The 21,168-nt window shown below is 62.2% G+C and carries 19 protein-coding genes and 1 tRNA gene; 16 read left to right on the forward strand and 4 right to left on the reverse strand.

The features are described from left to right. The first annotated feature begins 156 nt into the window (after window positions 1-156). Complete coding sequence (locus NK214_RS02360; protein ID WP_227105032.1) at window positions 157-768, forward strand: cytochrome c5 family protein; 612 nt, start codon at window positions 157-159, stop codon at window positions 766-768. A 520-nt stretch (window positions 769-1,288) separates the two neighbouring features. Here the strand turns inward: NK214_RS02360 and NK214_RS02365 are convergent. Further along, window positions 1,289-3,304 carry a UvrD-helicase domain-containing protein gene (locus tag NK214_RS02365; protein WP_253313688.1) on the reverse strand — a complete coding sequence of 672 codons (2,016 nt, stop codon included), beginning with the start codon at window positions 3,302-3,304 and terminating at the stop codon, window positions 1,289-1,291. 129 nt (window positions 3,305-3,433) lie between these two features. Here NK214_RS02365 and NK214_RS02370 point away from each other — a divergent pair, with 129 nt between their 5' ends. The 4 genes from NK214_RS02370 (at window position 3,434) to NK214_RS02385 (ending at window position 8,033) form a co-directional block, all read left to right on the forward strand. Beyond that, a complete protein-coding gene (locus NK214_RS02370; protein ID WP_107800637.1) occupies window positions 3,434-4,255 on the forward strand; it encodes a symmetrical bis(5'-nucleosyl)-tetraphosphatase in 822 nt (273 codons plus the stop codon). A gap of 304 nt (window positions 4,256-4,559) precedes the next feature. Next, window positions 4,560-5,765 carry an MBOAT family protein gene (locus tag NK214_RS02375; RefSeq protein ID WP_253313689.1) on the forward strand — a complete coding sequence of 402 codons (1,206 nt, stop codon included), beginning with the start codon at window positions 4,560-4,562 and terminating at the stop codon, window positions 5,763-5,765. Between the two features lie 79 nt (window positions 5,766-5,844). Beyond that, window positions 5,845-6,882 (forward strand): SGNH family hydrolase, encoded by a 1,038-nt coding sequence (locus tag NK214_RS02380; protein WP_253313690.1) that lies wholly within the window; start codon window positions 5,845-5,847, stop codon window positions 6,880-6,882. After that, the gene (locus NK214_RS02385; protein ID WP_253313691.1) at window positions 6,879-8,033 is read left to right on the forward strand and encodes an SGNH/GDSL hydrolase family protein; all 1,155 of its coding nucleotides are present in this window, start codon (window positions 6,879-6,881) and stop codon (window positions 8,031-8,033) included. The genes NK214_RS02380 and NK214_RS02385 overlap by 4 nt, the downstream gene beginning before the upstream one ends. Window positions 8,034-8,107: 74 nt before the next feature. Here the strand turns inward: NK214_RS02385 and NK214_RS02390 are convergent, their stop codons facing one another. Together NK214_RS02390 and mutM are read right to left on the reverse strand one after the other, a co-directional pair. Beyond that, window positions 8,108-8,923 (reverse strand): 1-acyl-sn-glycerol-3-phosphate acyltransferase, encoded by an 816-nt coding sequence (locus NK214_RS02390; RefSeq protein ID WP_107800633.1) that lies wholly within the window; start codon window positions 8,921-8,923, stop codon window positions 8,108-8,110. 40 nt (window positions 8,924-8,963) lie between these two features. Further along, a complete protein-coding gene (gene mutM, locus NK214_RS02395; RefSeq protein ID WP_107801968.1) occupies window positions 8,964-9,779 on the reverse strand; it encodes a bifunctional DNA-formamidopyrimidine glycosylase/DNA-(apurinic or apyrimidinic site) lyase in 816 nt (271 codons plus the stop codon). A gap of 78 nt (window positions 9,780-9,857) precedes the next feature. On the opposite strand from mutM, the gene NK214_RS02400 reads away from it, so the two are divergent. The 11 genes from NK214_RS02400 to NK214_RS02450 all read left to right on the forward strand — a co-directional run bounded on the left by NK214_RS02400 (window position 9,858) and on the right by NK214_RS02450 (window position 19,149). Next, complete coding sequence (locus NK214_RS02400) at window positions 9,858-11,615, forward strand: tetratricopeptide repeat protein (RefSeq protein WP_253313692.1); 1,758 nt, start codon at window positions 9,858-9,860, stop codon at window positions 11,613-11,615. Continuing rightward, window positions 11,615-12,154: a lipoprotein insertase outer membrane protein LolB gene (gene lolB / locus NK214_RS02405; protein WP_253313693.1), complete on the forward strand. Its 540-nt coding sequence runs from the start codon at window positions 11,615-11,617 to the stop codon at window positions 12,152-12,154. Before NK214_RS02400 ends, lolB begins: the two co-directional genes overlap by 1 nt. Before the next feature lie 52 nt (window positions 12,155-12,206). Continuing rightward, window positions 12,207-13,064 (forward strand): 4-(cytidine 5'-diphospho)-2-C-methyl-D-erythritol kinase, encoded by an 858-nt coding sequence (gene ispE, locus NK214_RS02410; protein ID WP_253313694.1) that lies wholly within the window; start codon window positions 12,207-12,209, stop codon window positions 13,062-13,064. Window positions 13,065-13,071: 7 nt separating this feature from the next. Further along, window positions 13,072-13,146, forward strand: a tRNA-Gln gene (locus NK214_RS02415). 88 nt (window positions 13,147-13,234) lie between these two features. Beyond that, entirely contained in the window at window positions 13,235-14,218 is a 984-nt protein-coding gene (locus NK214_RS02420; protein ID WP_043589892.1) for a ribose-phosphate pyrophosphokinase, read from the forward strand. A gap of 60 nt (window positions 14,219-14,278) precedes the next feature. Continuing rightward, window positions 14,279-14,566: a 50S ribosomal protein L25 gene (gene rplY / locus NK214_RS02425; protein WP_043589895.1), complete on the forward strand. Its 288-nt coding sequence runs from the start codon at window positions 14,279-14,281 to the stop codon at window positions 14,564-14,566. 90 nt (window positions 14,567-14,656) lie between these two features. After that, a complete protein-coding gene (gene pth, locus NK214_RS02430) occupies window positions 14,657-15,238 on the forward strand; it encodes an aminoacyl-tRNA hydrolase (protein ID WP_227105019.1) in 582 nt (193 codons plus the stop codon). 76 nt (window positions 15,239-15,314) lie between these two features. After that, on the forward strand, window positions 15,315-16,406 hold the full coding sequence (ychF, locus tag NK214_RS02435; protein ID WP_107800628.1) for a redox-regulated ATPase YchF: 1,092 nt from the start codon (window positions 15,315-15,317) through the stop codon (window positions 16,404-16,406). Between the two features lie 113 nt (window positions 16,407-16,519). Continuing rightward, window positions 16,520-17,494, forward strand: a complete 975-nt coding sequence (locus NK214_RS02440) for a hypothetical protein (RefSeq protein WP_253313695.1) — start codon at window positions 16,520-16,522, stop codon at window positions 17,492-17,494. A 139-nt stretch (window positions 17,495-17,633) separates the two neighbouring features. Then, window positions 17,634-18,407 (forward strand): transporter substrate-binding domain-containing protein, encoded by a 774-nt coding sequence (locus NK214_RS02445; RefSeq protein ID WP_231580992.1) that lies wholly within the window; start codon window positions 17,634-17,636, stop codon window positions 18,405-18,407. Window positions 18,408-18,486: 79 nt separating this feature from the next. Then, window positions 18,487-19,149 carry an amino acid ABC transporter permease gene (locus NK214_RS02450; protein WP_118268338.1) on the forward strand — a complete coding sequence of 221 codons (663 nt, stop codon included), beginning with the start codon at window positions 18,487-18,489 and terminating at the stop codon, window positions 19,147-19,149. Window positions 19,150-19,201: 52 nt separating this feature from the next. Here the strand turns inward: NK214_RS02450 and NK214_RS02455 are convergent, their stop codons facing one another. After that, window positions 19,202-20,956: a long-chain fatty acid--CoA ligase gene (locus NK214_RS02455; RefSeq protein WP_107800625.1), complete on the reverse strand. Its 1,755-nt coding sequence runs from the start codon at window positions 20,954-20,956 to the stop codon at window positions 19,202-19,204. Window positions 20,957-21,168 lie beyond the last annotated feature (212 nt).

Genomic DNA, 21,168 nt, shown 5'->3' on the forward strand with positions numbered 1-21,168 from the left:
CATTAATTCCAGGCGAGGCTCGTAATGAGTAATGAGAACGGAATGGCTCCCGGCCAGGTCATCAAAGTGCTGGTTGGCGTCGTTGTCTTTCTTGTAGTGGCAATCTGGCTTTTGGCCAAGTTGGCTACCAGCGGTTACAACGTGGATGCCGAAGTAATGACCAAGGAGGCCATTGCGTCTCGCCTGAAACCGGTCGGCGAAGCCAAGGCCAGCGACGCGCCTCCGGGCATGCGCACTGGCGAACAGGTATATAAAGGCATCTGTATTTCCTGTCACGGCACCGGCCTGGCCGGCGCGCCCAAGTTCGGCGACACCGCCACCTGGGGGTCGCGCATCGCCAAGGGCTGGGACACGCTGACCCAGCACGCGCTGCAGGGCTTCAACGCGATGCCGGCCAAGGGCGGCGCCACCGACCTGAGCGATGACGAAGTGAAGCGCGCGGTAGCCTATATGGGCAACTCCGCGGGCGGAAAGTTCACCGAACCGCCGGTGGGCGGCGCAGGCGGCGCGGCCGCGGCGGCGGACCCGGCCGTGGTGGGCAAGAAAATCTACGACAGCGTGTGCATGGCCTGCCACGCGGCCGGCATCGCCGGCGCGCCGAAGTTCGGCGACAAGGCGGCCTGGGCCGAACGTCTGAAGCCGGGTCTGGACGAAGTGGTCAAGATCGGCATCAAGGGCTTGAACGCGATGCCGGCCAAAGGCGGTTATACCGGCAGCGACGCCGAGTTCCGCTCCGCGGTCGAGTACATGGTGAATAATTCCAAATAAGCCGCGGATCAACGCAGCAAAAAACGCCTTGCACGGTTGCAAGGCGTTTTTTATCGCCAAAAAGCGGGGGTTTCTATGTTTTTGGGAAAATTTTGACCGGATGAAATGGCAATGTGCTATGTCAACAAAACCCCGCTGTAACAAGGGACAGGTGCCCTGGCGGGGCGCATGGTGCATGATGAGTCCATCTGTTTAGGTCGTGAAGCGTCAGGCGCTTCGCGGCTTGGTGTGGGGATTCAGTGGCTTTCCACTTTCGCTTCACCCAGAGATGTTCCTCATTCTTCATATGGCGCCGCTGGCGCCATTTTCTTTTGCGCGTCGCGCCAGCCAGGATGGACCGGCGTCGCAGGCGAAAGTTCTCGCGGCTTGGGGCGGGTGCTCAGCGCCTGTTCAAAGCCTGGCGAGCCTGCGCGCGACAAGGCAAGCGACTGAGAGCGCGAGATGGCCATGGTCATCTGGGCATGCCGAAGCGGCGGACGCCGCGCGCTATTCTCCACGCGGGCAGGGCTTGCTCGGCTTTTCAGGATTCGGCCGGCTTTTCCTTATTGGCCAGCATTGCGCTGAGGCTGGCCAGCCGCGATTTGCCCTCGGTCTTGCTGACGATGGGCTCGGCGCCGGGTTTGCCGAAGTGGCGCAGATCGTCGCCGTTGATCTCGGCGATGAAGCGCGAGGGCTCGACGAACTGCCATTCGCCGGCGCGCTTGCGTTTGACGCAATAGGTCAGCGTCAGCATGCGCTGGGCGCGGGTGATGCCGACGTACATCAGCCGGCGTTCTTCCTCCACCATGCCGTTGTCGACGGATTCGCTGTGCGGCAGGATGCCTTCCTCGGTGCCGACCAGGAAGACATACGGGTACTCCAGACCCTTGGACGCGTGCAGCGTGGACATTTTAACCGCGTCCACCTCGCCTTCCTCGCGTCCTTCCAGCATGGTGATCAGCGCGATGGTCTGGGTCAGCTCCACCAGATTTTTGCCGCTGTCCTCGCCCTTGCGGCTGAGCCAGCTCACCATTTCCAGGATATTTTTCCACTTGGTTTCGGCGATGCGCGGGCTGTCCTCGCTATCGTAAAGCCAAGCCTCGTAGCCTATGGCCTGCATCATCTCCATCGCCAGCGGGCCGCCGTCCTCGCGGGTGGCGCGGTATTGCAGATTGGCGATGAAGTCGCAGAACTGCTCCAGCGGTTCCAGCTGGGCCTTTTGCACTTGCAGGCGGAAGCCTTCCTCATGGGCGCTGGCGAACAGGCTTTTGCCGCGTTCGCCGGCCCAGGCGCCCAGCCGTTCCAGCGTGGCGGCGCCGACGCCGCGCTTGGGCGTGGTCAGCGCGCGAATGAAGGCCGGATCGTCGTCGGGATTGGCGATCAAGCGCATATAGGCCAGCATGTCCTTGATTTCCGGCTTGTCGAAAAAGCTTTGGCCGCCGGCCATCTGGTAGGGGATGCGCTGATTGCGCAAGGCTTGTTCGAAGATGCGCGCCTGATAGTTGCCGCGATAGAGGATGGCGTAGTCCTTGAACTCGGTGCGGTATTCGAACTTGTGCGCCAGCAGCCTTTGCACCACGGTTTCCGCCTCGTGCTCTTCATCCTTGCACTGAACCACGTGGATGGGTTCGCCCAGGCCCAGCTCGCTCCACAGCTGTTTCTCGAACAGCTTGGGATTGTTGGAGATCACCGAGTTGGCCGCGCGCAGGATGCGGGCGGTGGAGCGGTAGTTTTGCTCCAGCTTGATGATCTTGAGCTTGGGGAAGTCGCTTTGCAGCAAGCGCAGGTTTTCCATATTGGCGCCGCGCCAGGCGTAGATGGACTGGTCGTCGTCGCCCACCGCGGTGAACATGCCGCGCAAGCCGGTCAGCAGTTTGACCAGCTGGTACTGGCAGGTATTGGTGTCCTGGTATTCGTCTATCAGCAGGTAGCGCAGCTTGTTCTGCCACTTCTGCAGCACGTCTTCATTGCTTTGGAACAGCTGCACCGGCAGGCGGATCAGGTCGTCGAAGTCCATCGCCTGGTAGGCGCTCAAGGTGTCCTGATAGGCGACGTAAGTGGAGGTGCAGACGCTTTCCCATGCGCCCTGGGCTTCCAGCAGCATCTGGTCTGGCGTTTTCAGGTCGTTTTTCCACAGCGAGATCTGGCTCTGCACCTTGCGCACCTCATCCTTGGAGGTGGTCTTCAGGATGTCGGAGATGATCTTGCCGGCGTCGAAGGCGTCCAGGATGGAGAACTGGGGCTTATAGCCGAGGTGCGGCGCTTCCTGACGCAGGATCTGCATGCCCAGCGAATGGAAGGTGGAGACGGTGATGCCGCGGATCTCCGCCGGCGTCATCAGCTTGCCCACTCGTTCCAGCATCTCGCGCGCGGCCTTGTTGGTGAAGGTGATGGCGGCGATATTGCGCGCATTGATGCCGCCTTCGCGGATCAGGTGCGAAATCTTGAAGGTGATGACCCGGGTTTTGCCGGAGCCGGCGCCGGCAAGCACCAGCAAGGGGCCGTCAAGATACTGGATCGCCGCGCGCTGCGGCGGATTGAGCAAGGGAGCGGACATGGCGGTATGGGGGAAGGGGCCCGGCGGGGCGCAGTAAATCGGTAACTCAGCCAGTGCATTGTAGCATGCGGTATCATGGCGCTATCCGCGGATGACGTCTCAGATCGATCCGCCACTTATGAGGTGCATATGGCCATCTACGCTATTGGCGACATTCAAGGGTGTTTCCAGCCGTTTCAGCAGTTGCTGCGGCAAATCGATTTCAATCCCGGCAAGGATACCCTGTGGCTGACGGGAGACTTGGTCAATCGCGGGCCGCAATCGCTGGAAGTGCTGCGCTGGGTGTTCCAGCATCAGGATCAGGTGGAGATCGTGCTGGGCAACCACGATCTGCATTTGCTGGCGGTGGCGGAGGGTTTCGGCAAGCTGCATCGCAGCGATACGGTGCTGGACATTCTCAACGCCGCCGATGGCAAGGTGCTGCTGGACTGGTTGCGCTGCCAGCCTATGATGATAGCCGGCCACGGCTACGCGATGGTGCACGCCGGCCTGCTGCCGGAGTGGAGCATAGACCGCGCGCTGGATCTGGCGGAGGAAGTGGAGGCCGGCTTGTCCGGCCCCAAGCACCGCGAATTCCTGTCTCGGTTGTACGGCAACCGGCCGACGCGCTGGAACGAGGAGCTGCGGGGCTCCGACCGTCTGCGCGTGATCGTCAACGCGATGACCCGGATGCGTTTCTTGAACCGCGACGGCGAGATGGATCTGAATTACAAGGGCGAGCTGGAGAACGCGCCGGCCGGGCTGACGCCCTGGTTCGAGGCGCCGGGGCGCTGGCAGGGCGAGATGCCGATTATCTGCGGCCATTGGTCGGCGCTGGGCGTGCATATCACCGACGACGTGGTGGCGATTGATTCCGGTTGTTTGTGGGGCGGCAGCCTGACCGCGATGCGTTTGGGGGACCAGGCCTTATTCTCCCTGCCGTGTTCGGCTTATCGCGAAATCACCGCCTAAAGAGTATGGGCGGCTGCGCCGCCGTAAATAAAATATCGACAAGCCATAGTCAGCCAGGCCCTATGGCTGTCATAATCGCGGCTCTTGCCAGAGCCGTTTTTTTATTTGTATGAGTTACCTTTCCATTGAGTTCGCGCTGGCATTCCTCGCCTTTTTCGCCCTGTATTGGCTGTGCCGCAAGCGCACGGATTGGCAGAATGGTTTGCTGTTATTGGGCAGTTACGCCTTTTATGCCAAGCTTGATTGGCGATTTGCGCTGATTCTTGCCGTTTATACCCTGTTATTGACCCTGATATCGTCGCGGATGCTTGATTCCGTCCGGCCCAAGCGTTGGTTGCGCGCGGGTTTGCTGATGGCGGTGGGCAATCTGGCGATATTCAAATACTTCGATTTCTTCCGCGAAAGCGCGCAAGCGGGGCTGCATGCGTTGGGTATCGCCGCGATATTGCCGGCGGTGGATTTCCTGATGCCGGTGGGCATCTCCTTTTACACCTTTCAATCGGTCAGTTATCTGGTGTCCCTGTATCGCGGCGAATTGCGTTTCGCCCGGGCCAGGGAGCTGGGTTTGTTCCTGGCGTTCTTTCCCACCTTGTTGGCCGGGCCGATTTGTCGCGCCACCGGTCTGCTGGAGCAGCTGCGCAGCGGCGCGCGTCGCCACATCCTGCAACTGGATCGCGCGCTGGGTCTGATTGTGCTGGCCCTGGCCAAGAAACTGTGGCTGGCCGGCTGGCTGGCCAGCGCCTGGGTGGACCCGGTGTTCAGCGCGCCGGAAACCTATCATGCGCTGGAGGTCTGGGCGGCTTTCTACGCCTACGCCTTCCAGATCTATCTGGATTTCTCCGGCTACACCGATCTGGTCACCGCCCTGGCCTTATTGCTGGGCATCCAGTTGCCGCGCAATTTCGACGCGCCCTACCTGGCGCACAATCTGCGCGACTTCTGGCGGCGCTGGCATATGTCGCTGTCCAGCTGGATTCGCGACTACGTCTATATCCCCTTGGGCGGCAACCGGCTGGGCTTTGCCCGCGCCCAGCTCAATTTGCTGGCCGCGATGCTGCTGTCCGGCCTGTGGCACGGCGCCAGCCTGAAATACCTGGTGTGGGGCGGCATGCACGGTCTGGGCGTGGTGGGTTTGAACCTGGGGGACCGGCTGTTGGGCAAGGAAGCGCTGACGCGGCGCTGTGCCTGGCTGGCGCGGCTGCTGACCTTCCATTACGTTTGCCTGGCCTGGGTGTTTTTCCGCGCCGCGTCGCTGGAGGACGCCTGGAGCTTTTTGGAGGCCATGGCCGGCACCGGCCAGGAATTGACGCTGAACGCGCCGGGCTTTCTGGCGCTGAGCGCGGCGGCGTTTGTCGCGCAGCCTCATCTGGGCGCGGTTTGCGAACGCGGGATCGCCCAACTGGGTCGCCTGCCGTGGTGGGGCAAGCCCAGCTTGCTGGCCGGCTGCGCCTTGCTGATCATCGTGGTGTCGCCGCCGGGCATTCCGGGTTTTATCTATTACCAGTTTTAACCGTGTTTTAGTCGTGCCGGCGCGGCTGCGCATCCGCCGCCGCGCGTTTCATTCCTTACCGCATTGAGGCAAGCGTCAAATGATCGCCCGTTCCGCCATCCGCCAGGCCCTGGCCATCCTAGGCAGCAGCATGCTGCTGCTGTGCTGGATCGAGCAGAGCTCGATCAACGCCTATTGGCGGCAGACCTTTCACCGTCCCAGCCAGCTGGAAGCCTTGTCCGAGCTGAGCGTCTGGCGTTTGGGCGCGGAACTGGGGCGGGAGTTTCGCGATCAGAGCCGAGGGCTGCTGAGCCGGCTGGATCGTTGGGACGACGAGATGATCGCCTATTTCAACGCCTGCTGCCTGAGGCCGGCATTGCCGCCGGCAAGCGCGCTGGCGGAGCCGGCGGCGGCGCAGACAACGGCAACGGCGGCCTTGCCGAACGCGGCCCCGATGCCGCGGCCGCCGTCGGCCCCGCCGCAGCAAGCGGCGCCCAAGGACGCCCGCATCTTGCTGCGTCCGGGACAGAAGGTGTTGCTGGCCGGGGACTCCATGATGCAGGGCGTGGCGCCGCATTTGCTGCGCCCCTTGTTCAAGCTGCACCAGATCAAGGCGCTGGATCTCAGCAAGCAGAGCACCGGTCTGACCTATCCGGATTTCTTCAACTGGCCGGACACGATAGAACGGCAGTTGGCGGCCAATCCCGACACCGGTCTGGTGGTGGTCTTCCTGGGCGCCAACGATACTTGGGACATGGTGGGCGGCAGCCGCTACATCCGTTTCGCCTCCGAGGAGTGGGAACAGCGCTACCGCGAACGCATCCGCGCCATCCTGGCTTCGGCCCGCAAGCATGGGACGCAATTGCTGTGGCTGGGCGCGCCGAATATGGGCAAGGACAAGCTCAATCGCGGCGTGCAGTACATTAACGGCGTCTTCCGCGAGGAAGTGGAAGGCGCGGGTCAGCGCTATCTGTCCACCCGCGAGGCCTTGGGCAGCGAGGACGAGACGTTCACCAAGTTCATGACCTTGCCCGATCAGGGCGAAGTGGCGGTGCGCACCGCCGATGGTATTCATTTCACCCGTCAGGGCCAGGTCTTGCTGGCGCGGCGCGTGTTGGCAGAATTGAGGTTTGAATGAAGTTGAGAATCAGCGGGGCATTGGCCTGCTGGCTGGTGGCGGCATCGGCGCTGGCCGCGCCGGTGCAGGATTTCGGCGAGATCAATCTGGCGAGGCTGGCGTCGCGGCTGAAGGCGATTTCCACCGCCGTGCAGCCGGTGCGCGTCACCCAGCTGGGGGATTCGCATACCGCGGCAGACTATCTGACCGGCACGCTGCGGGAGCGCTTCCAGGCCAAGTTCGGCGACGCCGGCATCGGCTGGACGCCGCCGATGGCGGTGCCGGGCCAGCGTCATGCGCTGGTGATGGCGCGCAGCGAGGGCTGGACGCTGATCAATAGCCGCAAAGACGGCGATCCGGACTTCCCGCTGGGCGGTTATATCGCTCAGGCGCAGCGGCCGGGCGCCGCCATCAGCGTACTGCCGCGCAATCCGCTGGATGGCCTGTGGCGCGCGCGCTTCCGTGTGCGGGCGGCTCAGGACGGCGCCGGCGCGCTGGAAGTGGATGACGGCCACGGCAGCCGCAAACTGAATCCGCCGGAGGCGGGCAGGGGCTGGCAGACGGTGGAGCAGAAGCTGTACTTCCCCTTTGTGGTGCGCGCCGGCGCGCTGCCGGCGGTGGAGCTGGGCGGCGTCGAGCTGGAGCGGCTGGCGCCCGGCGTGGTGCTGGACAGCATAGGCAGCAACGGCGCCCAGCTGTCGATCTGGCAGCGCTGGGGCAAGAGCTGGAGCGCTCAGCTGGCGGAGCGCAACAGCGACCTGGTGATCCTGGCCTACGGCGTCAACGAGGCCTTTGACGATAGGTTGGACCTGATCGAGTACCAGCTCAATCTGCAGGCGGCGATCAACACCGTGCGCCGCGATCTGCCGCAGGCGGCCATCCTGATGCTGGGCGCGCAGGACGCCGCGCGCAAGCGCGGCGCGGCCAGCAAGGAGTGCTCGCCGGGCCGTCCGCTGCAATTGGCGGCGGTCAAGCGCATCCAGCAGAAAGTCGCGCGCGACAGCCATGTGCTGTATTGGGATTGGGAGCAGGCGATGGGCGGGCCTTGCAGCATGAAGCGCTGGCAGGCTCAGCAGCTGGCGCGGCCGGACATGGTGCATTTCTCGCAGCAGGGCTATGCCAAGCTGGCCGACGATTTGTTCGATAATCTGATGGCGCGGCTCAGCCTGTGAGCGTAGTCGGCGCTGGATGAGAAAAGCCCCCGGTATCGGGGGCTTTTGCATTGGCGAGGCTTCGCAGCAGGTGCTCAGTGTTGCCGAGCCGGTTCCTGCGCCGCTTCCGCGGCCGGAGGCGGGCTCAGGCGCAGCGCGCGCGCCACTTCCTGCTGCGCCTGCTGCGCCAGCGCGAAGCGGGTATCCAGGCCGTTTTCCCAGGCTTTCAGCGGTTGGCCGTAGCTGACCTCCACCTCCATCGCCGGCATCGCCAGCACTTTGCGCACGCTTTGCAAAAAGGTCAGGTCGCCGATGAAGGCCGGCTCCAGCGTCTGTTCGCCGTCTGCGCCGTAATAGCGCAGGCCCACCGGCTGAACGGTGCCGCGCGAAAGCAGGGCGGCTTCGAACAGCGAGGCCTTGAACGGCAGCAGGGCCAGGCCGTCCGAGGTGGTGGACTCGGGGAAGACCGCCATGCAGGCTCCGTTTTCCATGGCGTGGGCCAGCGCCTTGTAAACGCGGCTGGCGTCCTTGCGTTTGCTGCGGTCGATGAACAGGGTGCCGCCCAGATGCGCCAGCCAGCCCAGCACCGGCCAGGAGCGGAGCTCGCGCTTGGCGACGAAGCGGGACACCGTGCAGCTATTGAGCACGAAGATGTCCAGCCAGGAAATGTGGTTGGCCACCAGCAGGGTGTTGGGCGGGTAAAAGCCGGGGTTGACGCCGTGGATCCGCACGCTGATGCCGAGGATCTTCAGCGCGTGAGCGGCCCAGCGCCGGGTGACGACGGCGCGCTCGGCGTGGGCCAGCCGAGAATAACGGGTGGCCAGGATGAAAACACCGACGGCCAGGTGGCCGAACAGGCGCGCGACGCGTCCTATCCGGGTGAGCAAAGAGGTTGTGGCGATTGACTTCAAGATGCTTTGAGGCTCGGTGCGCAAGGTTGAGGCCGTAACTCTAGCATGGCTGGCATAGCGGACAATAGTAGGAACTGCGCTGGCCCTGGCGCAAATGCCGGATCGGCGTGCCGCATTGGCGGCAGGGCTGGTCCTGACGGCCGTACACCATATAAGTCTGTTGGAAATAACCCGGCTTGCCGTCGCTGTGCACAAAGTCGCGCAAGGTGCTGCCGCCAGCCTGGATGGCGCGGTTCAGCACGCTGCGGATTTCCTCGGCCAGCCGGCGGTATTCTCCGTCGCGCACCGCGTTGGCGGCGCGGGCGGGATGGATGCCTGCGTGGAACAGCGCCTCGTTGGCGTAGATATTGCCGACGCCCACCACCACGTGATTGTCCATCAGCATCAGCTTGACCGCGCTGCCGCGGCGTTGCGCGGCCCGGATCAGGGTGTCGCCGTCGAAGCCGTCGGACAGCGGTTCGGGTCCCAGCGCTTGCAGCAGGGGGTGGTGCTCGATGGCGCCGACATGCCACAACACCGCGCCGAAGCGGCGGGGATCGCGGTAACGCAGCACATTGGGGCCCAGCAGCAGATCGATGTGGTCGTGCTTCTCCGGCGGGGTGTCGGCCGGCAAGAAACGCAGGCTGCCGGACATGCCCAGGTGGATGATCAGGGTGCCGGCGTCGGTGCCCAGCAGCAGATATTTGGCGCGGCGATCGACGGAACGTATCGTCAGGCCGCGCAAGGCAGCGTGCAGTTCCGGCGGCACCGGCCAGCGCAGGCCGGCGTGGCGGACCACGGCGCCCTCCAGCGTGGCGTTCAATAAATGGGGCAGAATCCCGCGACGGGTGGTTTCGACTTCTGGCAGTTCAGGCATGGGTAGAATGGCGCGAAGATAAAAACAGGTCATGCTATTCTACGCATTCAACAGGTTTATAAGCAGGTCTCTGACTCCATGCGAATGCAACGGCTGAAAAAAACACTCCCTTTGCTGATGGTCGCGCTGCTGTCGGCATGCGCCAATTTCAAGCACCCGGGCGCGGCGAAGTCGGTCGATGCCGGCAAACCGGCCGGCGACGAGGCCGCGATTACGCAGAAAGAAGACGAAACCCTACTGCCCAAGGCGGAGCTGACGCCGGAAATCCTCTATGGCGTGGTGGCCGGCGAAATCGCCGCCCAGCGCGGCTCGGTGGGCGCCTCCGCCGTGACCTATCTGGAACTGGCGCGTCAGACGCGGGATCCGCGGCTGGCGCAGCGCGCGGCCGAATTCTCCATGTTCGCCGGCCTGCTGAAGGAAACCTCGGAAGCCCTGACCCTGTGGATGGAGCTGGCGCCGGACTCGGTGCCGGCGAGAGAACAGCTGTTCATCACTCTGCTGCGCGCCGGCAAGCTGGCGGAAAGCAAGCCGCTGATCGAGGCGCTGCTGCAAAAAGAGCCGGAGCGGGCGCCGGCCATCTTCGTTCAACTGGCGCGGCTGACCTCGCGCCAGAGCGACAAACAAGCCGCTTACGAGCTGGTGAAGCAATTCGCCGTCCGCTATCCGGACCTGGCCGAGGCGCGTTTCGCGCTCCTGGCCGTGGCCGCCGAGGCCGGCGATCAGGCCACGATGAACCGCGAATTCGACAGGCTGGCGCAGATCGCGCCGGCCTGGGACTTGCCGGTGGCCTGGCAGGTGGACCGGCTTCGCCGCGAGCAGCCGGAGCAGGCTATCGATTTTCTGCAGCGTGAACTGGCGCGGCGGCCGAACGCCGGCCTGGAACTGAAGCTAGCCAAGCCGCGGCTGCTGGTGGGCGCCAAGCGCTTCGCCGAGGCGCGCCTGGCTTTCGACCAGCTGCTGCCTAGCAATCCCAATAACCCCGATTTGCTCTACGCGTCCGGTCTGATGGCTTATCAGATGCGCGACCTGCCGGCGGCGGAGCGGCATCTGCGCCAGGCGCTGGCGGCCGGCCATCCGGAGGCCAATTTCATTCGCTACACCCTGGGCCAGATCGCCGAGGAGCGTCAGGACGCCGCCGGGGCCAGGGGCTGGTACGAAATGGTGGGCGCCGGGCCGCAATTCCTGCCGGCGCAAGGCCGGCTGGCAATCATGGACGCCGGCGACGGCAAGCTGGATCTGGCTCTGACGCGTCTGGCGCCCTTGGGCGGTAACGACCAGGAGAAGATCACCCTGGTTTTGCTGCAGTCCCAGTTGGCGCGAGAGGGCAAGCAGCCCGGCAAGGCCCATGACTTGTTGAGCAAGGCGCTGCTGCGCATGCCCAAGGCGCCGGAGTTGTTGTACGAGCGGGCGCTGGTGTCGGACAGCCTGGGCAATGTCGGCAACGCCGAACGCGATCTCAAGCAAGTGCTGAAGGAAAAGCCCGGCGACGCTCAGGCGCTTAACGCGCTGGGCTACACCCTGACCAATCGCACCAGCCGCCATCAGGAAGCGCTCGGCTATATCGAAAAGGCGCTGAAGAGCGAGCCGGACAATCCCACCATTCTGGACAGCCTGGGCTGGGCGCAATACAAGCTGGGCCGCCTGGACGCCGCCTTGAAAACGCTGCAGAAGGCCTATGCGCTGTTGCCGGACGCGGAACTGGCCGCGCATCTGGGCGAGGTGTTGTGGAAGCTGGGCAAGAAGGACGAGGCGTTGGCGGTGTGGAACAAGGCGCTGGAGGCGAGTCCGGAACATGATGTGCTGCGCGAAACCATGCGCCGTCTGGGGGCCCATTGATGAAGTGGAGCGCTCTGATCCTGGCCCTGTCTCTTGCGCTCACCGGCTGCGCGACGCGCGAGGCGGTGTTCATGCCTGCCGCGACGCAGTCCGCGGACCAGCCCTTCGCGGTCAGCGGGCGTTTGTCGGTGAATCTGGACGGCAAGGGGCATGTCGCCAACTTCGATTGGCGGCACCAGCCTGAGCGCGATCAGTTGGCGATCAACTCGCCGCTGGGCAATACCGTGGCCGAAGTGATCCGCGACGCCGGCGGCGTCACCCTGCTGGCGGACGGCAAGGCCTGGCAGGCTGCGGACGTGGAAAGCCTGACCGAGAAAACCCTGGGCTGGCCGCTGCCGTTGTCCGGCCTGGCCTGGTGGATCCGCGGCATGCCCGTGCCGGGCGAGGCGAGCGAAGTCCGTCCCGACGGCGAATTGCTGCAGCAGGGTTGGCGCATCCGCTTCGTGCGCGAGGCCGAGTCCGGCGAGCGCTATCCCAAGCGCGTGGATCTGGCCCGAGACGGTTTGACGGTCAGAGTGGTGACCCGCGACTGGCGCTGACGCGCGTCGCGTCCTCCGTATTATTTCTAATGATTGCCATGGTGTTCTGTTGATGAGTTCCCCCGTATTCCAAGACTTTCCGGCCCCGGCCAAGCTCAATCTCTTATTGCACGTCGTCGGCAAGCGCCCGGACGGCTATCATTTGCTGGAGACGGTGTTCCGCTTCGTCGACTTCAGCGACACCGTGTCGCTGGCCTTGCGCGACGACGGCCGCATCGTGCTGGAGACGCCGATCGCCGGCGTGGACCCGGAGCAGGACCTGACGGTGCGCGCGGCGCGTCTATTGCAGGCCTATGCCCAGTCCGGGCTGGGCGTGGTCATTCGTCTGGACAAAAAGATACCGATGGGCGGCGGTTTGGGCGGCGGAAGCTCCGACGCCGCCACCGTTTTGCTGGCCTTGAACCGTATGTGGGGACTGAATCTGCCGCGGGCGACTTTGCAGGAACTGGGCTTGAAGCTGGGCGCGGACGTTCCGGTGTTTATTTTCGGGCGCAGCGCGCTGGCCACCGGCGTTGGCGAAAAACTGAATGAAATCAAATTGAAGCCGGCATGGTATGTGGTAATTCACCCTCAGGTGCAGGTGCCCACCGGCAAAGTATTTCAAAATTTTTCGCAAGAGGTGTTGACAGAGGTAGGGGTCGTCGGCATAATGCGAATCCTCGAAACAACGCAGCAGCGACGAAACGATCTGCAAAACGTTGTTTCGAATATGTACCCAGCGGTGAATGAAGTGCTGACCGAATTAAGAAAATATGGTTCGCCGCTGATGACTGGTTCCGGTTCCTGCGTGTTTCTGGAGTGCCAGTCTAAAGACGAAGCCGATAAAGTTTATCAGGCGGTGTCGATAAAATATAAGGGGTTTTTAGCAAAAGGACTCGATGTCCATCCCTTGATCGACAGCGCTGAATAAAGGTTACTGGGGAGTCGCCAAGTGGTAAGGCACCGGATTTTGATTCCGGCATTCGTAGGTTCGATCCCTACCTCCCCAGCCAAGACTTTCTCTCAATAAGAGAGAGCATGAAAAAAGCGTGTAAGAATCCCTTACACGCTTTTTCTTTATCTAGCTAAGGCACACGAATCATGGCGGCATACGACAGTTTGATGGTATTCACCGGGACCGCGAACCCGGAACTGGCCCAAAACGTAGTCAAACATCTGGATATCTCGTTGGGACGCGCCGACGTCGGCAAGTTCAGCGACGGCGAAGTGGCGGTGGAGCTGCTGGAAAACGTACGCGGACGCGACGTGTTCATTCTGCAGTCGACCTGTGCGCCGACCAATGACAATCTGATGGAAATCCTGACTATGGCCGACGCGCTCAAACGCGCTTCGGCCGGTCGTATTACCGCGGCGATTCCATACTTCGGCTATGCGCGCCAGGACCGCCGTCCGCGTTCCGCCCGCGTGCCGATCTCCGCCAAGCTGGTGGCCAATATGCTGACCAGCGCCGGCATCGACCGGGTGCTGACCGTCGATCTGCACGCCGACCAGATTCAGGGCTTCTTCGACATTCCGGTGGACAACGTCTACGCGACGCCGGTGCTGCTGAAGGACATCCGCTCGCAGCGCATCGAAGATCTGATCGTAGTCAGCCCCGACGTGGGCGGCGTGGTGCGCGCCCGCGCGATGGCCAAGGCCTTGAACACCGATCTGGCTATTATCGACAAGCGTCGTCCCAAGGCCAATGTGGCCGAGGTGATGAACATCATCGGCGACGTGTCCGGCCGTACCTGCCTGATCGTCGACGATATGATCGACACCGCCAACACCCTGTGCAAGGCGGCCAGCGCTCTGAAAGAGCGCGGCGCCCAGCGCGTGCTGGCCTATGCGACTCACCCGATCTTCTCCGGTCAGGCGATCGATCGCATCAAGAATTCCGACATCGATATGGTGGTGGTGACCGACACCATCCCGTTGACCGCCGAGGCCAAAGCCTGCCCGAACATCCGGGTGGCCTCCATCGCCGGCCTGCTGGCCGAGACGCTGCGCCGGATCAACAACGAAGAATCGGTGTCCTACCTCTTCAATGAGGAACTGGTTGCGGCGGGCGCCTGCCTGCCGTGAACATCGGGCCCGCTGGTCGCGGCGGGCCGGGTGCTTTTAATCTGAAACTGGAGTTTTGCCATGTCTTTTGAATATACCGCCAGCAAGCGTGAAGAGTCGGGTACGAGTGCGAGCCGCCGCCTGCGTCACGCCGGCCAGGTTCCGGCCGTTGTTTACGGCGCTTCCAAAGAAGCCGTATCCATCGTTCTGGACCACAACACCATGTACTACGCGCTGAAGAACGAAGCGTTCCACACTTCCGTTCTGGATCTGGTGATCGACGGCCAGAAAGAACAAGTTAAAGTGGCTGCGTTCCAAATGCACCCGTACAAACAGCAAGTAATGCACATCGACTTCGCTCGCGTGTAATCTAGCTGCCGTGCCGTCTGACGGTAACGGTTGAAAAGCTCGTTGCTAGCCGTCGGCCCGCAACGAGCTTTTTCATTTGGAACAGAGAATATGTCCGGCATTCGCCTGATAGTCGGCCTGGGCAACCCCGGCGCCGAATACGATAGAACGCGCCATAACGCCGGTTTCTGGCTGGTGGACGAGTTGTGCTGGCGCTATAAGGGCAGCTGGCGCACGGAAGGCAAGTTTCAAGGCGACGTCGCCCGCGTGGACATCGAGGGACAGGACGTCTGGCTGCTCAAGCCGATGACCTATATGAATCTGTCCGGACAGGCGGTGTTGGCGCTGGCCCATTTTTACAAGATTCTGCCGGACCAGATCCTCGTGGTGCACGATGAGCTGGACCTGCCGCCCGGCGCGGCCCGCTTCAAGCAGGGCGGCGGCCACGGCGGCCACAATGGTTTGAAGGACATCGCCGCGCGGCTGAGCTCGCCGGCCTTCTGGCGTTTGCGCCTGGGGATCGGCCATCCGGGAGACCGCAACGAAGTCGCCAATTTCGTGCTGAAGAAGCCGCGCGCCGAGGAGCAGCAGGCGCTGGACGAGGCGATCGAGCAGGCGTTGCGGCAATTGCCGGCGGCTATCGGCGGCAAGATGGCGGCGGCGATGAAGGAATTGCACACCGCGGCCAAATGAGCCGCTGGGCAAATCGCCGGCTTGCCGCTATGCTGCGGCAGAACAAGATTTTTCAAGAATTCGAAGGAATGCGGACATGAGTCTGAAATGCGGTATCGTCGGCCTGCCCAATGTGGGCAAGTCCACCCTGTTCAATGCGCTGACCAAGGCCGGCATCGAAGCCGCCAACTATCCCTTCTGCACCATCGAGCCCAATGTCGGCATCGTGGAAGTGCCGGATCAGCGCCTGGCCGAACTGGCCAAGATCATCAATCCGCAACGCATCCAGCCGGCCATCGTCGAATTCGTCGACATCGCCGGCCTGGTGGCGGGCGCCTCCAAGGGCGAGGGCCTGGGCAACCAGTTCCTGGCCAATATCCGGGAGACCGACGCCATCGTTAACGTGGTGCGTTGCTTCGAAGACGAGAACATCGTTCACGTCGCCGGCAAGGTAGATCCGATCGCCGACATCGAAACCATCGGTACCGAGCTGGCGCTGGCCGACCTGTCCGCGGTGGAAAAGGCGATGACGCGCGAAGGTAAGAAGGCCAAGTCCGGCGACAAGGACGCGCGTGCGCTGATCGCGGTGCTGGAGAAGCTGGTGCCGCATCTGGATCAGGGCCTGCCGGCGCGCTCGCTGGACTTGAGCCCGGAAGAAATGGTCTTGGTCAAGCCGCTGTGTCTGCTGACGATCAAGCCGGCGATGTATGTGGCCAACGTGGCTGAAGACGGCTTCAGCAACAACCCCTTGCTGGAGCGGGTGCAACAACTGGCCGACAAGGAAGGCGCGCCGGTGGTGGCCTTGTGCGCGGCGATCGAGTCCGAAATCGCTGAGCTGGACGACGCCGACAAGGCCGAATTCCTGGAGACGCTGGGTCTGGAAGAGCCTGGCCTGGATCGTCTGATCCGCGCGGGTTACAAGTTGCTGGGCTTGCAGACCTACTTCACCGCCGGCGTTAAGGAAGTGCGAGCCTGGACGATTCATATCGGCGACACCGCGCCGCAGGCGGCCGGCGTGATCCACACCGATTTCGAACGCGGCTTCATCCGCGCGCAGACCATCGCCTATACTGACTTCATCGCGCTGGGGGGCGAGTCCAAGGCCAAGGAGGCCGGCAAGATGCGGGCCGAGGGCAAGGACTACGTGGTCCAGGACGGCGATGTGATGAACTTCTTATTTAATGTGTGATCTTATCGGATCGAAATAAAGGCATGCAGCTCTGGCTCATGCCTTTATTTTTGTAAGTCTACTGAGATGCGGCAAAATAGTGCCGACTGGATGTAAATAAAAGGGAACACGTTTTGGAACGTCAAGCTGAAGTCGCTGATGAGATTAGTCTGATTGATATTATTCGTTTCTGTAAAGAACAATGGCGTTTGATGGTTTTCCTCCCCTTCATCGCCGCGCTGGCGGCGGTGGCTGTAGTGTTGAATATGGAAGACAGGTATGCGGCGACATCTCTGCTCCTCGTGCCCGCGCCGCTGGGTCCTCAGGGCGGCGCCAGCGTGTTGAAGGATAATGTGATGCTGGGCGAGGCGGCGGCTCATTTTGAGCTGGCCAAGCATTACGGCGTGACTGGCGCGGACAAGGCCAAGCTCAGCTTGTTGGACAATCTCAAAGTTTCTGCGGGCAAAGACGGTTTGCTTGAAGTCTCGGTCCAGGATGTGGACGCGGCATTTGCCGCCCGGCTCGCCAACTACCTGGTAGAGCAGACCCGGCAGCGGATTCTGGGCTTGCACGTGACGGAACAGAGCAAGAAATACCTGGTGTTGCAGGAGCGGATCAAGGTGGTGCAAGGTCAGGTGTCGGGGGCGAAGCGCGAGCAGAAGCAGCTGGGCGCGGTAGCCGAGACCTTCCTGAACAGCGAATCGGCGCGTGTGATCGAGAGTTTCGCGCGCTTGGAAGCGCAAATGAACGCTCAGCAAATGGAAGGGAATAGCCCGGTACAGTCGTCTTTATTGCAACTGCGCGCGGAATTGGAGCGCAGCAATCCGCAGGTCAAGTCCATCTCTCCGAGGCAGTTGGCTACGATGCGTGATTTGTTCTTCTATCAGGCCACGTTGGAGGAGCTGCAGAAGCAGGCTTCGGTGGCCAGAGCGTTGATGTCGCAGGATGTGCAGGTGGTGTTGCCGGCAAGCCCCCCTTTGGAAAAGGCGGGACCGAAACGGACTATGATCGTGTTGCTGGCCGGTCTGGGGGGCTTTGTCTTGGCGGTCTTGATTGGCTTGGGGCGTAAGTTGGGGGCAACGCTGCGCCAGCGCCTGCACGCCGAGTAGGGGTGAATTGACATCATGGCCGCTTTTCGCGGCCATTGTTCTATCTAGAACTTGGCAGCGCCAACGGCTAGTGATATTCTCGCTTTTGACTATTTTGTTTTTCAAAATTACCAAAGGTTATATTGATATGCGCAAGCTGATGACGCTTCTCGTAATGGCGGGCCTGGCTGGCCAGGTGTTCGCGGCGGACTTGCTGGATACGGTCAAGCAGCGCGGCAGCCTGAAAATCGCGTTGGAGGGCACTTACCCGCCGTTCAACTTCAAGGACGCCAAACAGCAGCTGACGGGTTTCGATGTCGAGATCGCCACTGAAATCGCCAAGCGTCTGAAAGTGAAGCCGGAATTCACCACGGCGGAGTGGAGCGGCCTGCTGGCGGGCTTGCAGGCCGGCAAGTTCGACATCGTGGTCAATCAGGTGGGCGTGACCGACAAACGCAAGGACGTGTTCGACTTTTCCCAGCCCTACACCTACTCCAGCGCGCAGTTGATCGTGCGCAAGAACGAGAGCCGCGTTTTCAAGAGCCTGGCGGACCTGAAAGGCAAGAAGCTGGGCGTGGGCCAGGGCAGCAATTACGCCGATATGGCCAAGGCCGTGGCCGGCATCGAGGTGAAAACCTATCCCGGCGCACCCGAATACCTACAGGATCTGGCCAGCGGCCGCGTGGACGCGGCGCTGAACGACAGCTTGCTTATTCCCTTCGCCATCAAGCAGGCCAAGTTGCCCTTGAAGGCCGGCGCACCGGTGGGCGAGGTGGCGACGATGGCTATCCCGTTCGCCAAGAACAATCCGCAGTTCAAGGCGGCGATAGACAAGGCGCTGGGTGATATGAAGGCCGACGGCAGCTTCAAGAAGATCTCGGTCAAATGGTTCGGCATCGACGTGTCGAAAGCGCCGGCGGCGGCCAAGAAATAAGCGGCAGTTGATTTCAGAGTGGATAGGGCTAGACGCCCCTGCTTGCGCGGGGGCGTCGGTTTTTTTTGGAAAAACGTGAATGACTGACTGGATCGTCCTGTTCGAATCGGCGCTGCCGGTGCTATTGCAAGGCGCGGGCTATACCTTGATGTTCGCGGTGGTTTCCATGATCCTGGGGCTGGCGCTGGGCTTCGTCGTGGCCTTGCTGCGAGTGGCGCAAGTGCCGGTCCTGGCGCAACTGGCCGCCTTCTATGTCAGCGCGATGCGCGGCACTCCGCTCTTGGTGCAGATTTTCGTCATCTATTACGGCTTGCCCGGCGCGGGCATCGAGTTGGGGCCGGTGACGGCGGGCATTCTGGCCTTGACGCTGAATGTGGCCGCCTATTTGTCGGAAAGCCTGCGCGGCGGCATCGCCGGCGTGCACCGCGGCCAGTGGGACGCCGGCCTGTCCTTGGGCTTGAGCTGGTGGCAGACCATGCGCCACATCATCGCTCCGCAGGCTTTGCGCTTGTCGGTGCCCAGCCTGTCCAATTCGCTGATCAGCCTGATCAAGGATACTTCGCTGGTATCGGTGATTACCGTGACCGAATTGATGCTGGCGACCAAGGAAGTGATCGCCCAGACCTTTCAGCCCTTGCCGCTCTATCTGGCGGCGGCGGCGATCTACTGGGTGCTGAGCGCCAGCTTCGAGCGGGTGCAGGGTTATGTGGAGCGGCGGCTGGAATTGGCCCACAAGCGTTGACCGCCGTCTTCAAGCAAAAAGCCCCGCGTTGCGGGGCTTTGTCGCATCCGGCTCAGGCCGGGGCGTAGAGGTTTTCTATCATTGCGCGGCAGCGTTCGGCGATCACCTTGCGACGCAGCTTCAGCGTGGGCGCCAATTCGCCGGCGTCGACGCACCAGGGCTTGTCGATCAGGGTGAATTTCTTGATGTGTTCCCAGTTGCCGAAGTAGCGGTTGAAGCGCTTGATCTCGCGGTCAATCAACTCGACGATCTTGGGGTGGCTGCTCATCTCGCTGTCGGTGGTGTAGGCGATGCCGTGTTCGGCGCACCATTCCTTCAGTTTCTCGAAGAGCGGGACAATCAGCGCCGCCGCGTACTTCTGACCGTCGCCCACCACCATGATCTGGTCGATGAAGGCGGATTCCTTCAGCTTGTTCTCCAGCGCTTGCGGCGCAATGTATTTGCCGTTGCTGGTCTTGAACATTTCCTTCTTGCGGTCGGTGATGCGCAGATAGCCGTGTTCCAGCACGCCGATGTCGCCGGTGTGCAGCCAGCCGTTGTTCAGCGCTTCGGCGGTGAGTCCCGGCTCCTTGTAATAGCCGAGCATCACATTGTCGCCGCGCACCAGGATTTCGCCGTCGTCGGCCAGGCGCACTTCCACGCCGGGCAAGGGCAGGCCCACGCTGCCGATCCGAGTGTCCCGGGCGTTGAACGGGTTGGCGGAGATCACCGGCGCGGATTCGGTCATGCCGTAGCCCTCCGCCACCGACACGCCGCAGGCCCAGAACAGGCGCGCCAGCCGCGGCTGCAGCGCGGCGGAACCGACATTGATCCATTTGAGCTCGCCGCCCATCGCGGCGCGCCACTTGCGGTAAACGAGCTTGTCGGCCAGCGCGTGCTTGGCGGCTTCCAGCGGCGAGCGGCGGGCGTTGGGGTCGAAGCGCTCGGCGCGCTCCACGGCCCACAGATAAAGACGGCGTTTGAAGCCGCTGAGTTCGCGCGCCTTGCCCACCAGTTTGTCGTGCACTTTCTCCAGCACGCGCGGCACCGCGCTGAAGGTGTGCGGACGGATGTCGGCGAGCGCGGAAGACAGGCATTCCACGCTGGAGAAGTAAACGCCGGCGCTGCTGTACATATAGTAGAAGACCCCGGCGCGCTCGAAGATGTGCGACAGCGGCAAAAAGCTCAGCGCGCGGCATTCTCCGTGCGGCAGGCGGGTGAATTCCGCGGTGGCGACCACGGTGCTGAGCACGTTGCGGTGCGACAGCATCACGCCTTTGGAGCGTCCGGTGGTGCCGGAGGTGTAAATGATGGTGTAGACATCGTCCGGCTGGATCGCGTCGCGGCGGCGTTCCAGCTCGGCCTGCCGCTCCGGTTTGGCCAGGGCCAGGATTTCGGTCCAGGACGGGCAGCCGTCGATCTGGCTCAGGCCGTAGATCGGGCAGCTGAATTTGCCCAGCGCCTCATGCAATTTGCGTTGCAATGCGGCATTGCCGACGAAAGCGAGCTTGACCTCGGCATGAGTCAGGATATAGCGTGCATCATCAAGGGTCATGGTGGGATAGAGCGGCACGCTGACGGCGCCGATTTGCTGCAGCGCCAGATCGGCCAGCACCCATTCTATGGAGTTGTCGGCGGCGAGGGCGACTTTGTCGCCGCTGGCGATGCCCAACTCCAGCAGACCCAGGCTGAAGCGGTTGACGCTGTCCGCGACTTCCTCGGTGGACAACCTGCGCCATTCCTTGCCGGTTTTGGCGGCGAGGCAGTCGGTGCGCGGGTGGCGTTCGAGTTGGCGGGGCAGGATGTCAAATACGCGTTCTAGCTTCATTCGTACAATTGTTTGAATGCGAAACGCTGCAAAATAGTCCTAAAGAGCGTGGATGTAAAGCCAAAGCTGCTAAAAATTTAGTCAAGATCAAGGGAGTAGTCGCCGTTTTAACGGCGGTTTCCTTGAAGTTTTCGAAAAATGATGAAAGAGTCATGGCTGCGGCGCGCTAGAAGCTTGATTGCGGTCGGTTTGTCCGACAAAGCGGACAAGTG

The sequence above is a fragment of the Chromobacterium sp. S0633 genome (genome assembly GCF_024158805.1).
In the GTDB taxonomy this organism is placed as follows: domain Bacteria; phylum Pseudomonadota; class Gammaproteobacteria; order Burkholderiales; family Chromobacteriaceae; genus Chromobacterium.

Excerpts from the sequence above, each read along its gene's own strand:
- NK214_RS02455 (WP_107800625.1), bottom strand. The coding sequence starts at position 20,956 with ATGAAGCTAGAACGCGTATTTGACATCCTGCCCCGCCAACTCGAACGC.
- NK214_RS02400 (WP_253313692.1), top strand. The coding sequence starts at position 9,858 with ATGCGAATGCAACGGCTGAAAAAAACACTCCCTTTGCTGATGGTCGCG.
- NK214_RS02385 (WP_253313691.1), top strand. The coding sequence starts at position 6,879 with ATGAAGTTGAGAATCAGCGGGGCATTGGCCTGCTGGCTGGTGGCGGCA.
- mutM (WP_107801968.1), bottom strand. The coding sequence starts at position 9,779 with ATGCCTGAACTGCCAGAAGTCGAAACCACCCGTCGCGGGATTCTGCCC.
- NK214_RS02375 (WP_253313689.1), top strand. The coding sequence starts at position 4,560 with ATGCTTGATTCCGTCCGGCCCAAGCGTTGGTTGCGCGCGGGTTTGCTG.
- NK214_RS02360 (WP_227105032.1), top strand. The coding sequence starts at position 157 with ATGACCAAGGAGGCCATTGCGTCTCGCCTGAAACCGGTCGGCGAAGCC.
- NK214_RS02420 (WP_043589892.1), top strand. The coding sequence starts at position 13,235 with ATGGCGGCATACGACAGTTTGATGGTATTCACCGGGACCGCGAACCCG.
- NK214_RS02445 (WP_231580992.1), top strand. The coding sequence starts at position 17,634 with ATGACGCTTCTCGTAATGGCGGGCCTGGCTGGCCAGGTGTTCGCGGCG.
- rplY (WP_043589895.1), top strand. The coding sequence starts at position 14,279 with ATGTCTTTTGAATATACCGCCAGCAAGCGTGAAGAGTCGGGTACGAGT.
- ispE (WP_253313694.1), top strand. The coding sequence starts at position 12,207 with ATGAGTTCCCCCGTATTCCAAGACTTTCCGGCCCCGGCCAAGCTCAAT.
- NK214_RS02365 (WP_253313688.1), bottom strand. The coding sequence starts at position 3,304 with ATGTCCGCTCCCTTGCTCAATCCGCCGCAGCGCGCGGCGATCCAGTAT.
- lolB (WP_253313693.1), top strand. The coding sequence starts at position 11,615 with ATGAAGTGGAGCGCTCTGATCCTGGCCCTGTCTCTTGCGCTCACCGGC.
- NK214_RS02370 (WP_107800637.1), top strand. The coding sequence starts at position 3,434 with ATGGCCATCTACGCTATTGGCGACATTCAAGGGTGTTTCCAGCCGTTT.
- pth (WP_227105019.1), top strand. The coding sequence starts at position 14,657 with ATGTCCGGCATTCGCCTGATAGTCGGCCTGGGCAACCCCGGCGCCGAA.
- NK214_RS02450 (WP_118268338.1), top strand. The coding sequence starts at position 18,487 with ATGACTGACTGGATCGTCCTGTTCGAATCGGCGCTGCCGGTGCTATTG.
- NK214_RS02380 (WP_253313690.1), top strand. The coding sequence starts at position 5,845 with ATGATCGCCCGTTCCGCCATCCGCCAGGCCCTGGCCATCCTAGGCAGC.
- ychF (WP_107800628.1), top strand. The coding sequence starts at position 15,315 with ATGAGTCTGAAATGCGGTATCGTCGGCCTGCCCAATGTGGGCAAGTCC.